Source organism: Enterobacter sp. RHBSTW-00318 (genome assembly GCF_014101375.1).
GTDB classification, from domain to species: Bacteria; Pseudomonadota; Gammaproteobacteria; order Enterobacterales; family Enterobacteriaceae; genus Enterobacter; species Enterobacter ludwigii.
In genome coordinates this window covers 2,798,164-2,812,512 of the sequence record NZ_JABXQH010000001.1, presented here as the reverse complement: position 1 = coordinate 2,812,512, position 14,349 = coordinate 2,798,164, and the positions used below count along the sequence as shown (strand labels likewise).

15 protein-coding genes are annotated in these 14,349 nt (G+C 57.0%); 9 read left to right on the top strand and 6 right to left on the bottom strand.

Translation table 11 applies throughout. The annotated features are described in order from the left end of the window. Nucleotides 1–218: 218 nt before the first annotated feature. The 4 genes from HV157_RS13945 (at nucleotide 219) to HV157_RS13930 (ending at nucleotide 3,936) form a co-directional block, all read left to right on the top strand. Nucleotides 219–1,841, top strand: coding sequence for an alpha-glucoside-specific PTS transporter subunit IIBC (locus tag HV157_RS13945; RefSeq protein WP_182268063.1), 1,623 nt, complete (start codon nucleotides 219–221; stop codon nucleotides 1,839–1,841). Further along, entirely contained in the window at nucleotides 1,838–3,160 is a 1,323-nt protein-coding gene (locus HV157_RS13940) for a 6-phospho-alpha-glucosidase (RefSeq protein ID WP_040018334.1), read from the top strand. The genes HV157_RS13945 and HV157_RS13940 overlap by 4 nt, the downstream gene beginning before the upstream one ends. Nucleotides 3,161–3,251: 91 nt before the next feature. Then, entirely contained in the window at nucleotides 3,252–3,599 is a 348-nt protein-coding gene (locus HV157_RS13935) for a YidH family protein (RefSeq protein ID WP_020882741.1), read from the top strand. After that, nucleotides 3,589–3,936, top strand: coding sequence for a DUF202 domain-containing protein (locus tag HV157_RS13930; RefSeq protein ID WP_014167977.1), 348 nt, complete (start codon nucleotides 3,589–3,591; stop codon nucleotides 3,934–3,936). Before HV157_RS13935 ends, HV157_RS13930 begins: the two co-directional genes overlap by 11 nt. Here HV157_RS13930 and dsdA read toward each other — a convergent pair. Together dsdA and dsdX are read right to left on the bottom strand one after the other, a co-directional pair. Next, entirely contained in the window at nucleotides 3,920–5,212 is a 1,293-nt protein-coding gene (dsdA, locus tag HV157_RS13925; protein ID WP_020882740.1) for a D-serine ammonia-lyase, read from the bottom strand. The genes HV157_RS13930 and dsdA overlap by 17 nt on opposite strands. 17 nt (nucleotides 5,213–5,229) lie before the next feature. Continuing rightward, entirely contained in the window at nucleotides 5,230–6,567 is a 1,338-nt protein-coding gene (gene dsdX, locus HV157_RS13920; RefSeq protein WP_182268064.1) for a D-serine transporter DsdX, read from the bottom strand. Nucleotides 6,568–6,771: 204 nt separating this feature from the next. Here dsdX and dsdC point away from each other — a divergent pair, with 204 nt between their 5' ends. Both dsdC and HV157_RS13910 read left to right on the top strand, forming a co-directional pair. Continuing rightward, nucleotides 6,772–7,698: a DNA-binding transcriptional regulator DsdC gene (gene dsdC / locus HV157_RS13915; RefSeq protein WP_182268065.1), complete on the top strand. Its 927-nt coding sequence runs from the start codon at nucleotides 6,772–6,774 to the stop codon at nucleotides 7,696–7,698. 85 nt (nucleotides 7,699–7,783) lie between these two features. Then, entirely contained in the window at nucleotides 7,784–8,872 is a 1,089-nt protein-coding gene (locus HV157_RS13910) for a cellulase family glycosylhydrolase (RefSeq protein ID WP_020882738.1), read from the top strand. On the opposite strand, the gene emrD is transcribed toward HV157_RS13910, so the two are convergent. From emrD to tisB, 4 genes are all read right to left on the bottom strand, one after another. Next, entirely contained in the window at nucleotides 8,775–9,959 is a 1,185-nt protein-coding gene (emrD, locus tag HV157_RS13905; protein ID WP_020882737.1) for a multidrug efflux MFS transporter EmrD, read from the bottom strand. The two genes, HV157_RS13910 and emrD, sit on opposite strands and share 98 nt — an antisense overlap. A 175-nt stretch (nucleotides 9,960–10,134) precedes the next feature. Continuing rightward, a complete protein-coding gene (locus tag HV157_RS13900) occupies nucleotides 10,135–10,968 on the bottom strand; it encodes an EamA family transporter (protein WP_020882736.1) in 834 nt (277 codons plus the stop codon). A gap of 62 nt (nucleotides 10,969–11,030) precedes the next feature. Next, nucleotides 11,031–11,477, bottom strand: a complete 447-nt coding sequence (locus HV157_RS13895; RefSeq protein WP_014167984.1) for a GNAT family N-acetyltransferase — start codon at nucleotides 11,475–11,477, stop codon at nucleotides 11,031–11,033. Nucleotides 11,478–11,541: 64 nt separating this feature from the next. Continuing rightward, a complete protein-coding gene (tisB, locus tag HV157_RS13890) occupies nucleotides 11,542–11,631 on the bottom strand; it encodes a type I toxin-antitoxin system toxin TisB (protein ID WP_020684667.1) in 90 nt (29 codons plus the stop codon). Nucleotides 11,632–12,156: 525 nt separating this feature from the next. Here tisB and ivbL point away from each other — a divergent pair. From ivbL to ilvN, 3 genes are all read left to right on the top strand, one after another. Further along, complete coding sequence (gene ivbL / locus HV157_RS13885) at nucleotides 12,157–12,255, top strand: ilvB operon leader peptide IvbL (protein ID WP_071605430.1); 99 nt, start codon at nucleotides 12,157–12,159, stop codon at nucleotides 12,253–12,255. A 107-nt stretch (nucleotides 12,256–12,362) separates the two neighbouring features. Beyond that, nucleotides 12,363–14,051, top strand: coding sequence for an acetolactate synthase large subunit (ilvB, locus tag HV157_RS13880; RefSeq protein ID WP_182268066.1), 1,689 nt, complete (start codon nucleotides 12,363–12,365; stop codon nucleotides 14,049–14,051). Nucleotides 14,052–14,054: 3 nt separating this feature from the next. After that, a complete protein-coding gene (gene ilvN / locus HV157_RS13875) occupies nucleotides 14,055–14,342 on the top strand; it encodes an acetolactate synthase small subunit (RefSeq protein ID WP_014167986.1) in 288 nt (95 codons plus the stop codon). The last annotated feature ends 7 nt before the right edge of the window (nucleotides 14,343–14,349 follow it).

The following is a 14,349-nucleotide window of genomic DNA, read 5'->3' as shown; positions in this document are numbered from 1 at the left end:
GACCTCTCTTCCCGTATTAACGCGTGGCTTGCGTCCTGACATGTCCATATTAACAACGAAAAGTAGACCTGACTGGTCAAAATAAAACCATGAATGCGATCACGAATCGCAGCGGCACGTCATGTTCGCCCATGGGTAAATTCTTATGCTCACTTCAGGCCCAGCAAAAAATCATAAAGGCCTCTACCCCCTACAGGTTGTTACGTGAGGATTTAAAAATGCTCAGTCAAATACAACGTTTTGGCGGCGCCATGTTTACCCCGGTGTTGTTATTTCCCTTTGCCGGGATCGTGGTCGGGATCGCCATCATGCTTCGCAACCCGCTGTTTGTGGGCGAGGCCTTAACCGCCCCCGATAATCTGTTCGCGCAAATTGTTCACATCATTGAAGAGGGCGGCTGGGCGGTGTTTCGCAATATGCCGCTGATTTTTGCCGTGGGTTTACCGATTGGTCTGGCGAAGCAGGCGCAGGGCCGCGCCTGCCTGGCGGTGCTGATCAGTTTTCTGACCTGGAACTACTTTATCAATGCGATGGGGATGACATGGGGTCATTTCTTTGGCGTCGACTTCGCCGCTGAGCCCACTGCCGGCAGCGGACTGGCCATGATTGCCGGTATCAAAACGCTCGATACCAGCATCATTGGGGCGATTGTGATTTCGGGGATTGTCACCGCTATCCACAACCGCTATTTCGACAAGCAGCTGCCTGTTTTCCTGGGGATTTTTCAGGGCACCTCGTTTGTCGTTATCCTCGCGTTCTTTGTGATGATCCCCTGCGCCTGGCTGACGCTTCTGGGCTGGCCGAAAGTGCAGCTCGGCATTGAGTCCCTGCAGGCCTTTTTACGCTCTGCCGGGGCGCTGGGGGTGTGGGTTTATACCTTCCTGGAACGCATTCTGATCCCTACCGGATTACACCACTTTGTCTACGGTCCGTTTATCTTTGGCCCGGCAGCGGTCGAGGGCGGCATCCAGGTTTATTGGGCGCAGCATCTTCAGGAATTTAGCCAAAGCACGCTGCCGCTGAAAACCCTGTTCCCGGAAGGCGGTTTTGCGCTTCATGGCAACGCCAAAGTGTTTGGCTCTGTCGGGATTGCGCTGGCGCTCTGGTACACCGCGTCATCGGAAAACCGCGTCAAAGTGGCAGGCCTGCTGATCCCGGCCACGCTGACCGCCGTGCTGGTGGGCATTACCGAGCCGCTGGAATTCACCTTCCTGTTCATTTCGCCGCTACTGTTTGCCGTCCACGCCGTTCTGGCCGCCACGATGGCGACGGTGATGTACATCTTCGGCGTCGTGGGCAACATGGGCGGCGGACTGCTGGACCAGTTCCTGCCGCAAAACTGGATCCCCATGTTCCACAACCACGCCTCGACGGTATTCACCCAGATGGGTATCGGTCTTTGCTTCACCGGCCTCTATTTCGTGGTCTTCAAAACGCTGATTGAACGGCTGAACCTTAAAACCCCGGGCCGTGAAGAGAGCGAAGTCAAACTTTACAGCAAGGCGGATTATAAAGCGGCACGCGGGCAAACCACCGCACCGGCTGCCGCCAGCCAGCAGGTTGGGCAAGCCGCCGGATTCCTGCAGGCGCTGGGCGGCGCGGCCAATATCGAAAGCATTAATAACTGCGCCACCCGCTTACGTATCGCGCTGGTCGACATGGCGCAAACCCAACGCGACGACGTCTTTAAGGCCCTGGGTGCACACGGTGTGGTGCGACGCGGCAACGGCATTCAGGTGATTGTTGGACTGCACGTCCCTCAGGTGCGAGACCAGCTTGAATCGCTGATGAAAACCCCTTCAACAAACGAACAAACTACCCTGACAGAGGCTATATCATGAAAAAATTCTCAGTTGTCATTGCAGGCGGCGGCAGTACCTTCACGCCGGGTATCGTCCTGATGCTGTTAGCCAACCGCGACCGTTTTCCGCTGCGCGCGCTGAAATTCTATGACAACGACGGCGCACGTCAGGAGACCATCGCTGAGGCGTGCAAGATCATCCTTAAAGAGCAGGCTCCGGAGATTGAGTTTAGCTACACCACCGATCCTGAAGCGGCCTTTACCGACGTCGATTTTGTGATGGCACATATCCGCGTGGGGAAATACCCGATGCGTGAAAAAGACGAGAAAATCCCCCTGCGTCACGGTGTGCTGGGTCAGGAGACCTGCGGACCCGGCGGGATCGCCTACGGCATGCGCTCTATTGGCGGCGTGCTGGAGCTGGTCGATTACATGACGCAATACTCCCCGAATGCGTGGATGCTGAACTACTCGAACCCGGCGGCCATCGTGGCTGAAGCGACCCGTCGCCTGCGACCCAACGCCAAAATCCTCAACATCTGCGATATGCCCATCGGCATTGAAGGGCGTATGGCGCAGATAGTCGGCCTTAAAGACCGTAAAGAGATGCGCGTGCGTTACTACGGGCTGAACCACTTCGGATGGTGGACATCCATTGAAGATGCAAACGGCAATGATTTAATGCCGAAACTGCGCGAATATGTCGCGAAAAATGGCTATGTGCCGCCCTCTGACAATGCCCATACCGAAGCCAGCTGGAACGACACGTTCGCGAAGGCAAAAGATGTGCAGGCGCTGGATCCGGACACCATGCCAAACACCTATCTGAAATATTACCTGTTCCCGGACTACGTGGTCGCGCACTCCAATCCGGAACGCACGCGCGCTAACGAGGTGATGGATCATCGTGAGAAGCATGTGTTCAGCGCCTGCCGGGCGATTATCGAAGCCGGTATATCGTCCGCCGGGGAGCTGGAAATCGACGAACATGCGTCGTACATCGTCGATCTGGCGACTGCGATTGCCTTCAACACTCAGGAGCGCATGCTGCTGATTGTGCCCAACAACGGTGCCATTCATAACTTTGATGCCGACGCGATGGTAGAAATTCCGTGCCTGGTCGGTCATAACGGGCCGGAGCCGTTAACGGTGGGCGACATTCCACACTTCCAGAAAGGGTTGATGAGCCAACAGGTAGCGGTGGAAAAACTGGTAGTGGATGCCTGGGAGCAGCGCTCGTACCAGAAATTGTGGCAGGCGATTACGCTGTCGAAAACGGTGCCGAGTGCCTCCGTTGCGAAAGCGATTCTGGATGATCTGATCGAGGCCAACAAAGCGTACTGGCCAGCGCTGCATTAATCGTCCTGACCGGCATCGCCCGATGCCGGTCTCCTTGTCCTTGTCGATTTACGCTATGCTGGAACCTGCCTGTAGCAGACAAGGAATCTTCATGAAAATTTCCCGCCTCGGTGAAGCCCCTGACTACCGCTTCTCGCTGGCTAATGAGCGTACGTTCCTCGCATGGATCCGCACCGCGTTGGGCTTTCTCGCCGCGGGTGTGGGGCTTGACCAGCTCGCGCCTGATTTTGCCACGCCGCTGATCCGTGAAGTGCTGGCGTTGCTGCTGTGCCTGTTTGCCGGCGTGCTGGCCATTTACGGCTACCTACGCTGGCTGCGTAACGAAAAGGCGATGCGGCTCAAGCAGGATCTCCCCTATACGCGTGGGTTACTCATCATCAGCATGATTTTGCTGGCGGTAGCGGGCGTGGTGATGGTGCTGGTGTTGTATGGTGGATAACCGCAAAGCGCGACGCGAAGCCGACCCCGGTCTGCAGCCGGAGCGGACGTCGCTGGCCTGGCTGCGTACGTTACTGGGGTATGGCGCGCTGATTGCCCTCGCCATCAAGCACAACTGGCATCGCACAGGCGTACCATTCTGGATCTCACTGGTCGTGCTGGCGCTTGTGGCGATCGTTTTGTGGCGCTATACCCGCAGTCGCAACGTAATGGATGTGACGCAGGACGATTTTGTACAGCCGAAGGCGGTGCGCGATAAGTTCCTGATCGCCCTCGCGGTGCTGTCGTTGTCACTGCTGTTTGCGGTCACCCATCTGCAGTTTATTTTTTCCCTTTAGCCAGGTACTTCGCCATCTCGTCTTCCGGCACCATTCCGCCGCCGGTTGCCCAGACCAGATGGGTCGCGTTCGCGGATGCGACAGGAACACGCAGCGGCCCGGCCATGCCCGCCAGCGCCGACGGCTCAAGGCGAATGCCTTCTTCCTGCGCCAGCCAGCCGAGCATGTCGTACATGCTTTGATCGGAAAGGGTATAGAACCCGTCAAGCAGCCGCTCCATCGCCCGGCCCACAAAGCCAGACGCACGTCCAACCGCCAGCCCGTCGGCGGCCGTCACGTTGTCGATACCCAGATCCTGCACGGCGATGGCATCATGCAGCCCGGTGTAGACGCCCAGCAGCATGCACGGGGAGTGCGTCGGCTCGGCGAAGAAACAGTGTACGTTATCGCCAAAGGCCAGCTTCAGGCCAAACGCCACGCCGCCAGGGCCGCCACCGACGCCACAGGGTAAATAGACGTACAGCGGATGTTCCGCATCCACCACGCGGCCCTGCGCGGCAAACTGCGCTTTTAGCCGCTCGCCTGCCACCGCATAGCCGAGGAACAGCGTGCGGGAGTTCTCATCGTCGATAAAGAAACAGTTCGGATCGCTCTCCGCGGCCTTACGTCCTTGCTCCACCGCCACGCCGTAATCCTGCTCATATTCAACGACGATAACACCGTGGCTACGCAGTTTGGCTTTTTTCCACTCACGGGCATCGGCAGACATGTGCACCGTAACCTGAAAGCCGATGCGCGCGCTCATGATGCCAATGGACATCCCGAGGTTGCCGGTGGATCCCACCGCGATACTGTACTGGCTGAAGAACGCTTTAAAACGCGGTTCCAGCAGGATGCTGTAATCGTCTTCGACGCTCAGCAACCCTGCTTCCAGCGCCAGTTTTTCGGCGTGAGTCAGCACTTCATAGATGCCCCCGCGCGCTTTGATGGAGCCAGAGATAGGCAGATGACTGTCTTTTTTCAGCAGCAGCGTGCCGGGAATGGCTATCCCCGATTCGTTCTCCAGCCTTTTCTGCATCGCCGGAATAGCCACCAGTTCGGACTCGATAATCCCCTGCGTGGCCGCCGTTTCGGGGAACGCTTTTGCCAGATACGGCGCAAAGCGGTTAAGGCGTGCATGCGCATCGTCCACATCGGCTTTGCTCAGCCCGACATACGGCAACCCTTCAGCAAGCGAGGTGGTGCGCGGGTTTAGCCAGGTGGTCTCTTTCAGGGCAATCAGATCCTCAATCAGAGGGAACTGTGCGGTTAAGGTGCTGATAGTTGCGTTTTCCATAGTACGTCTCTTCGCGCTCAGATAATGAAAGAAAGCAGGAATGTGCTGCCAAGTGCAAGTACCGAGGCGATAAACGTCGCCGTCGTATAGTACTTCAGGGTCTCGTTCAGGCTGGCACCGCAGTACTGCTTCACCAGCCAGAAGAGGGAATCGGTCACGATCGTGCAGCCAATGGCACCGGAACCGATAGCAATGGTGATGATCTCCGGACTGACGTTAGGATAGAGCGGCAGCATGGGTGCGACGATGGCGGTTGCGCCCATCATCGCCACCGTGGCCGACCCCACCGCCGCGTGCAGAACCAGCGCCACCAGCCACGCGAGCAGGATCGGGTGCATATTCAGGTTCGACAGAATGTGCGCCAGGGTATCGGCCAGGCCGCTGGTTTTGAGGATAGCGTTAAACGCGCCGCCCGCGCCGATTATCAACAGAATGTTGGCGATGGCGCCAAAGCCATGCTCGGTGTGGGTCAGCATCGTACCCATCCCCATATGCTGGCGCAGCCCCAGCAGGTAATAGGCGACGAACACGGCGATGAACATGGCGGTGATCGGGTTACCGATAAATTCCAGCAGCGTATAAAGCGTGCCTTCTCTTGCCATATTCAGTTCGGCAAGGGTCTTCACCAGCATCAGGCCGATGGGCAGCAGCACGGTAAACAGCGTGGCTCCCAGCGAGGGCAGCGTATATTCTTCACGAACATTGAGGTCAGAAAATTCAGCCGGGACGGCTTTGAAGGGCAGGCGATCGCCCAGCAATTTCAGGAACAGCGGGCCGCCAACCAGCGAGGCCAGCAGGCCAACCATCAGACCATAGACGATAACCGTCCCCACGTCCGCCCCCAGCTTATTCGTGACAAACAGGGCAGCCGGGTGCGGCGGAACCACGCAGTGCACCGCCATCAGCGCGGTACAGAGGGGAATGGCCAGCTTCAGCAGCGAGGTATGGGTCTTTTTGGCGATGGAGAAGGCCAGCGGGATCAGCAGGACGACGCCGACTTCAACAAACAGCGTAATGCCGCAGATAAGCCCCACCAGTACCATGATGACATCGGCTGACAGCCAGCGGCAACGCTGAAGCGCTATCCCAATGCGTTCTGCCGCACCGGACACCTCCATCATCTTGCCGAGGATGGTGCCAAGCCCGATCACCGCCGCCAGGAAGCCGAGCGTGCCGCCAATACCGCTTTCAATGGCATTCACCATGTCCAGCGGGCGCATTCCCATCATGGCACCGACAAAAAAGCTCGCCAGCAGCAGCGCCAGGAACGGGTGAAACTTCAGTTTTACGATAGTTAATACGATTAACGCGATGCTGATGAGCAGCGTCGCCACAACCCAGACCTGAGCACCCATATCTCACCTCACCCTTATGTTATTTACGGGTATTGGACGAAAAATCAGCGGGTGCTGACAAACGATATAAATTGCCTTTCAGGTGAGCCAGATTGGATCAAACGCGTGACTGGACTCAAAAAAGCGCACTTAATGCGTGTTTGGTTCACATAAATTCAACTTTGAGCGGTATCCTGAGCAGAAAAAGTCCGTGTGAGAAGTGCGATGAATGACGCAAATGAAGGTCGAAACCGGCTGTTAAACGGCTGGCAGCTGTCAAAAATGTATACGTTTGAAGTGGCCGCCCGCCACGAGTCCTTCGCGCTGGCGGCGGAGGAGCTGTCGCTCAGCCCCAGTGCGGTGAGTCACCGTATCAACCTGCTGGAAGAGGAGTTAGGGATAGCACTGTTTGTCCGCTCCCACCGTAAAGTGGAGCTGACGCAGGAGGGTAAACGCGTCTACTGGACGCTGAAATCGTCGCTGGATACGTTGAACCAGGAGATCCTGGATATCAAGAATCAGGCGCTGTCCGGCACGTTGACGGTTTACTCTCGTCCGTCGATTGCCCAGTGCTGGCTGGTGCCCATGCTCGGGGATTTCACCCGGCGTTATCCCGCGATCTCGCTGACCATCCTGACCGGCAATGAAAACGTCAATATGCAGCGAACCGGTATCGATCTGGCGCTCTATTTCGACGATACGCCGCCAGCCAATTTGACGCATCACTTCCTGATGGACGAGGCGATTTTACCCGTCTGCTCGCCGGCGTATGCCCGGGAACATGACCTGCTGAAAAATCCCGCCAACCTCAGCCACTGTACGCTCCTGCACGATCGCCAGGCCTGGAGTAACGATTCCGGTACCGACGAATGGCTCAGCTGGGCGGCACATTTTGCAGTGAACATGCCATCATCATCGGGCATTGGCTTCGATCGCTCTGATTTAGCGATTGTCGCGGCAATGAACCATGTCGGGGTCGCGATGGGGCGAAAACGGCTGGTACAAAAGCGGCTCGAACGCGGTGAGTTGATTGCACCGTTTGGGGAGAAAACGCTTAAATGCCATCAGCATTACTACATGTCGACCCTGCCAGGACGACAGTGGCCGAAAATTGATGCCTTTATTAGCTGGCTGAGAGAACTGGCTGGCTGAAGAATTATTACGCTTTGGCGCTACACCAAATGTGAAAAAGCGTGCTAAATACAGGTAATGCTTTTGATTTCTCGCAAGGTACACCGTGTTAAAGCCTTTGATTGCCACTGCGTTACTGTTCTCTTCCGGCTGGGTGATTGCCGCTGAGCCACCGCTGACGGCTGCGCTTTATGCGCAAAAGCTGGGCGTGGGGATGGACGTAGACTGGGCGCGCACCGAGCGCGGCATTCGGGAGTTCGATCCGCTGGTGGTTCGCGATTTTCGTGCGAAGGGTATCAGCCATGTGCGTATCCGCGTGGCCGATGAACCGACGGAGGCGCGGCTGATTCATCTGCGTAAGCTGGTGGAAGCCTGCGAGCAATACGGGGTGATCCCGATTATCGCTTATCAGGCCGATGAATATAAAAACGACCCGAAAGCCGAGACGGAAAAAGAGGTGATTAACTGGTGGATTGCCGTGGCGCACTACTTCGGCCAAAGCTATCCCCTGCTGGGTTTTGACCTGATTTATGAACCCGCGGACAAGCTCAACCATAACGCCGCGTCGCTTAACCGGGTTTACGAGAAAACTGTCAAAGACATTCATGCAATTGATGCTAATCGCATGATCTTCATCGCGCCACGTCTGCGGGCTGCGCCAGAGGACCTCTCCAGCCTGAAACTCCCGGCGCACAGCCAAAATTATCTGCTGGCGGAGTGGCACATTTTCCCGTGGGGTCCGCTAAAGAGTAACGGTAAATATCCGTGGACGTCCGGGACGGTGGCGGAGAAAGCGGCTATCCATAATCGGATTGCGACCGCGCTGCACTGGCAGCAAAAAACCGGTCACGTCAGCTGGGTGGGCGGCTGGGGCGTAGGTGAATCAAATCACTTCACCCCCACCGCATCGCAAATGGCGTTTGCCTCGTTTATGGCCTGCGAACTGCAAAAGGCCAACATTCCCTACGCTATCAACGCGGATATTCAGTTTTACGACGGGGAAGAGGGCGCCTGGCGTCCTGCGCCAGAGCCGCTACTGCAGGCCATGATCGCGCCTGTTTGTGAAAAGCCCGGCGAGAAGCCGGGCCATCATGCGGTTAAACCGGCTGCTCGTGATGGGGAACACGCGACGCCAGCGGCAGCCAGCACAGTAAAATCAGCAGCCCCATCAGCGTCATCAGCAACCCCAGACTAGCCTGGCCAGTTTGCGGCATCATCGCCGAGAGCCAGGCCAGCGCGCCGGAACCGATGTTCTGCAGTCCCCCCACCAGTGCGCCCGCCGTGCCTGCGAGGAACGGGAACGGCTCCATTGCGCCGCTGGTGGCGAGCGGGAACAGCATCCCCGCGCCGAAGAAGAACAGCGCCGCCGGGATCAGCAGCGTCCAGACGGTCATCACGCCAAACAGCCCCGGGATCCACATCATCAGACCTGCCAGCAGGCAGCTGATCACCGACTGCCACATCAGCGTTGAGAAACGCTTGTTCTGACGGCCGGCAAACCAGGCACCAAAGAACGCGGCCGGGATGGGCAGAATAAACAGGATACTGACCACCATGCTGCTCAGGCCAAGCCCGGCACCCAGCAGCACGCCGGAGCAGGCTTCAAACACGGCAATACCCGCCAGGCCACCAACCAGCATCAGCAGATAACAGGTAAACGCACCGTTGCCGAACAGCGTTTTATAGCTGGTGATAAGGCGGGTGCGTGGCGCGTCCGTTGGCCGGGTTTCCGGCATCCACCGCGCCATGCTGAAGGTCACAATCACGCACAGCACCAGCAGGAAAGCGTAGCAGGCACGCCAGGACCACATCGTATCGAGCAGGCCACCAATCAGCGGCGCCAGCAGCGGGCTCACCAGAATCCCCATATTTAACAAACTGTTGGCATGGCGGAGCTGGGTGCCCTGATAGAGATCGCGTGGCAGGGTTCGCGCCATCACCCCTCCGACGCCGGTGCCGACACCCTGCAGGGCGCTGGCGGCAATCAATATGGTCAGGTTATGGGTGGTAATGGCAATCACCGTCGCCACCATGAAAATGGACATACCCACCAGAATCACCGGGCGACGCCCGACGCGGTCAGACAGCGGTCCATAGAACAGCTGCGAAACGCCATAGGTCAGCAGATAAGCTGCCATTACGCTCTGTACTGCGCCCTCGCGGACGTTAAGTTCCTTTGCCATATCGGCGATCGCCGGAATGTAGATGGTTTGCGCCATCTGACCGACGGCCACCAGTAACACCAGCATCAACAATAAGTTAACGTTCCTGTGTTTTTTCATGTCGCTGAATACTTTTGCCAAAAGAGAGAAATAAAGAATAAGTGACTACGCATTCCCATAAATGCGCGAGGAATCTACCACAGAGAGATGACAAATTAAGCATTCCTGTGATGAATGTCAGAAGGGGTAAAGGCAGGATTTGTAAACAAGATCGGCAACTAATGTTGCCAGTGATTTATGCCAGGCGCAGCAGGATCGCCCCGCCCGCAATTCCCACTGCGGCCGCGATACGCAGGCCCGCAACCTTCTCTTTTAACAGCACAAATGCGATCAGCGCCCCGAAGAGAATGGATGTTTCACGCAGGGCGGCGACCACGGCCAGCGGAGCCTGGGTCATCGCCCAGAGCGCCAGGCCGTAAGAGCCCATGGTGCCGATCCCCCCGAGCAGCCCTTTTTTCCAGTGCGTACGCAGGTATCTGGAAGCTTCGCGTCGGCGTGCCATCATCGCCCAGAAGAGCAGGCAGAAGCCATTCATAAAGAAGGTCCACAGCGTATAGCCCAGCGCGGTGTCTGATAACCGCACGCCGGTGCCATCGACCAGCGTATACCCGGCGATAAAGCAGGCATTGAGCAGTGCAAGCCAGACCCCCTTACGCGACGTCATGCGGCCGTTCATGGCCATAGCCAGAATCGACAGGCAGATCACGGCGATGCCGGACCACGCGAGCCATGACAGGCTATCTCCCAGCACCAGCACGCTTATCAATGCCACCAGCAGCGGTGCCGTACCGCGCATCAGCGGATAGGTCTGGCTCATATCGGAGACCTGGTAGGTCTTTGCAACCAGCACCGTGTACACCACCTGCAGCGCGCAGGAGACCCCTAAAAACGGCCAGCTGGCAGCAGACGGCTGTGGGGAGAAGGGCAGTAATACCAGGGCGATAAACGCGGCGGAACCGCTAACGCTGATTGCTGAATAGAGCTTGTCTGTACCGGCTTTAACAATGGCGTTCCAGCTGGCATGCAGCAGTGCGGCGAACAGTAAAATGCAGAAGACGGTAATGGTCATGGCGTATCTGGCGGTGAATTGTCACTCAACTGTAACATTCACAACCTGATGCTGCCAGCCGGTCACACCGCGCAAAACAGACGGTGTGTGACCCGTGGTTCATCCGAGACCAGCGTAAAGCCCGCCTGATGATAAAACCCGTATGCAGCGTCCGGCGCGTGGGTGTTGAGAAAATCAAACCAGATGCTGGCATCGGCCATTACCACGGTCAGAAGCTGCTTACCAATGCCCAGCCCGCGGCACTTCTCGCTGACGTAGAGATGACGAATGCGGCCGGCGCGCGGCTGCTGGCTGAAGGGATCGCGGTTAAGACCGCATACGCCCACCAGCTTGCCGTTCAAAAAGGCGCCCAGCAGCTTTTCGCCCGGTGCGTTAAAACGGTTTTCACCGCGCTGCCAGTTCTCTTCCAGCCGGCGCAGCATGTTGAAATTCGATGCGATACTTTCGGCCTTTAAGGCGATATAGCCTGGTTCTTCTGGCGTGACAGGCTCAATTAACAGACGCGACATAGCATTCCCTCGTTATTAAAGAGGGGCGGTTGCCCGCCCCTCTCAGGTGCGACTTGAACCTGAATCACCGAAGGTATTTCAGGACAGCATCAAGTAGTTGCAGTACAGCAACAATGAGTTTGAGGATAAGTATCACCATATCCACTACGCTCATACGCGTCTCCTTTTGGTTAAAAGGAGCACGATGCTGGCGTACCTTTCCGCCGCCTGTGACCAGCACCTGGATTGACGTAACACAGTGTGCTCACTTCAGGGGGTTAAGGCACTGACGGCACCACCCGTTTCAGCCAGGACTTCGTTGCGCCGGTAGAACTGCGGCCCCCTCGCTCACTGCGAACACCCTCAGTATAGATAAATACTGTATGCATGAACAGTATTTTTTGGACAAAATTCAGAAGGCGGTCCATACTCAAAAACGTCAAAATCCGTGCCTGAATTGCGCGTTCGTCTTCGATCGCGTATACTTTTTGCGTTGACGTAACACAGTGTGTTCTGCGGCGACCAACCGCAAAACCTCTGAAAAAAAACCTCGCTCAGGCGAGGTTTTTTGTTTTCTGCACGCAACAAACGAAACGTGATCTTCGACGCATTTTTGCGCAGATGAAAATATTTCCATTGTCATGCCCGAAAAGCTGTGTTTGTATAAATTCTATCAATAGATTCCAAACACAGGTCCCCAATGACAGCATCCATGTTCACCTCGACCCTACTAGCAACTGCGCAACCAGCCGCAGTGGTCGTCGTGCGTGTGGTGGTGGTCGTCGGCAATGCGCCGTAGGGACTGGATCAACACACGAATCCAAAACCCCGCCGGCGCAAACCGGGCGGGGTTTTTCGTTTAAGGACCCTCCCCGGAAAGTCGGCTCAGAAGAAAAGGACTGGAGCATGGCAAGTTCGGGCACAACATCCACCAAAACGCGTTTCACGGGCGCGCAGTTAATCGTTCATTTGCTGGAACGACAGGGCATCACCACGGTTGCGGGGATCCCGGGCGGCACGGTGCTGCCGCTGTATGATGCGTTAAGCCAAAGCACGCAGATTCGTCACGTTCTGGCGCGTCACGAGCAGGGTGCGGGTTTCATCGCTCAGGGTATGGCGCGTACGCAGGGCAAACCCGCGGTCTGTATGGCCTGCAGTGGCCCGGGTGCGACTAACCTGGTCACCGCTATCGCCGACGCGCGCCTGGACTCAATTCCACTGATCTGCATCACCGGCCAGGTGCCGTCCTCCATGATCGGTACCGATGCGTTTCAGGAAGTGGATACCTACGGCATCTCTATCCCCATCACTAAACATAACTATTTAGTTCGCGATATCGCCGAGCTTCCTCAGGTTATCAGCGATGCGTTTCGTATTGCGCAATCCGGCCGTCCCGGCCCGGTGTGGATAGACATTCCTAAGGATGTTCAGACCGCAGAGATCGAGATTGACGTGCTGCCGGAGCCGGGTGAACGTGCGCCAGCGCCGCAGTTCAGCGCAGAGAGCGTGCAGGCTGCAGCGGCGATGATTAACGCCGCCAGACGTCCGGTGCTTTATCTGGGTGGCGGGGCGATTAATGCCTCCGACGCGGTACGCCAGCTCGCAGAGAAAGCCAGCCTGCCCACCACCATGACCCTGATGGCGCTGGGTATGTTGCCAAAAGCGCACCCGCTGTCGCTGGGTATGCTGGGGATGCACGGCGCGCGCAGCACGAACTACATTCTGCAAGAAGCGGATTTGCTGATTGTTCTGGGTGCACGTTTTGATGACCGGGCGATTGGCAAGACCGAGCAGTTCTGCCCGAACGCCAAAATCATTCATGTGGATATCGACCGTGCCGAGCTGGGTAAAATCAAGCAGCCGCATGTGGCGATTCAGGGTGATGTTGCCGAGGTGCTGGCGCAATTGATTCCGCAAACGGACGCTTCCGATCGCGCCGACTGGCGTCAGCTGGTTGCCGATCTGCAAAAAGAGTTCCCGGGCGCTATCCCAACCGAGGGGGACCCGCTGAGCCATTACGGGCTGATTAACGCCGTGGCCGCCTGCGTTGATGACAGCGCAATTATCACCACCGACGTAGGCCAGCACCAGATGTGGACCGCCCAGGCCTACCCGTTGAACCGTCCGCGTCAGTGGCTGACCTCGGGTGGACTGGGGACCATGGGCTTTGGCCTGCCGGCGGCAGTGGGCGCGGCGCTGGCCAATCCCGATCGCAAGGTGATCTGCTTCTCCGGTGACGGTAGCCTGATGATGAACATTCAGGAAATGGCGACGGCAGCCGAAAACCAGTTAGACGTGAAAATCATCCTGATGAACAACCAGGCGCTGGGGCTGGTGCACCAGCAGCAGAGTCTGTTCTATACGCAGGGCGTGTTTGCCGCGACCTATCCAGGCACGATTAATTTTATGCAGATTGCCGCCGGTTTTGGCCTGCATACCTGCGATTTGAACGCGGAAGCGGACCCTCATGCGGCGCTGCAGGCGACGATTTCTCGTCCTGGCCCGGCGCTGATCCACGTGCGTATCGATCCTGAACAAAAAGTGTACCCGATGGTGCCGCCAGGTGCGGCAAATACTGAGATGGTGGGGGAATAAGCCATGCAGAAACAACATGATAACGTCATTCTGGAACTCACCGTCCGCAACCACCCTGGCGTGATGACGCACGTCTGTGGGCTTTTTGCCCGCCGCGCGTTTAACGTGGAAGGTATCCTTTGTCTGCCCATTCAGGGCAGCGAGCACAGCCGCATCTGGCTACTGGTGAATGACGATCAGCGTCTGGAGCAGATGATTGCGCAGATCGATAAGCTGGAAGATGTCGAGAAAGTGGTGCGCAACCAGTCCGATCCCACCATGTTTAACAAAATTGCGGTGTTCTTCGAGTAAATAGCGC

What these genes read in the sequence shown, in the direction of transcription:
- tisB (WP_020684667.1), bottom strand. Translation starts at nt 11,631, where the DNA reads ATGAGCGTAGTGGATATGGTGATACTTATCCTCAAACTCATTGTTGCT.
- ilvN (WP_014167986.1), top strand. Translation starts at nt 14,055, where the DNA reads ATGCAGAAACAACATGATAACGTCATTCTGGAACTCACCGTCCGCAAC.
- dsdX (WP_182268064.1), bottom strand. Translation starts at nt 6,567, where the DNA reads ATGGGTGCTCAGGTCTGGGTTGTGGCGACGCTGCTCATCAGCATCGCG.
- HV157_RS13930 (WP_014167977.1), top strand. Translation starts at nt 3,589, where the DNA reads ATGGTGGATAACCGCAAAGCGCGACGCGAAGCCGACCCCGGTCTGCAG.
- ivbL (WP_071605430.1), top strand. Translation starts at nt 12,157, where the DNA reads ATGACAGCATCCATGTTCACCTCGACCCTACTAGCAACTGCGCAACCA.
- ilvB (WP_182268066.1), top strand. Translation starts at nt 12,363, where the DNA reads ATGGCAAGTTCGGGCACAACATCCACCAAAACGCGTTTCACGGGCGCG.
- HV157_RS13940 (WP_040018334.1), top strand. Translation starts at nt 1,838, where the DNA reads ATGAAAAAATTCTCAGTTGTCATTGCAGGCGGCGGCAGTACCTTCACG.
- HV157_RS13895 (WP_014167984.1), bottom strand. Translation starts at nt 11,477, where the DNA reads ATGTCGCGTCTGTTAATTGAGCCTGTCACGCCAGAAGAACCAGGCTAT.
- emrD (WP_020882737.1), bottom strand. Translation starts at nt 9,959, where the DNA reads ATGAAAAAACACAGGAACGTTAACTTATTGTTGATGCTGGTGTTACTG.
- HV157_RS13935 (WP_020882741.1), top strand. Translation starts at nt 3,252, where the DNA reads ATGAAAATTTCCCGCCTCGGTGAAGCCCCTGACTACCGCTTCTCGCTG.
- HV157_RS13945 (WP_182268063.1), top strand. Translation starts at nt 219, where the DNA reads ATGCTCAGTCAAATACAACGTTTTGGCGGCGCCATGTTTACCCCGGTG.
- dsdA (WP_020882740.1), bottom strand. Translation starts at nt 5,212, where the DNA reads ATGGAAAACGCAACTATCAGCACCTTAACCGCACAGTTCCCTCTGATT.
- HV157_RS13900 (WP_020882736.1), bottom strand. Translation starts at nt 10,968, where the DNA reads ATGACCATTACCGTCTTCTGCATTTTACTGTTCGCCGCACTGCTGCAT.
- dsdC (WP_182268065.1), top strand. Translation starts at nt 6,772, where the DNA reads ATGAATGACGCAAATGAAGGTCGAAACCGGCTGTTAAACGGCTGGCAG.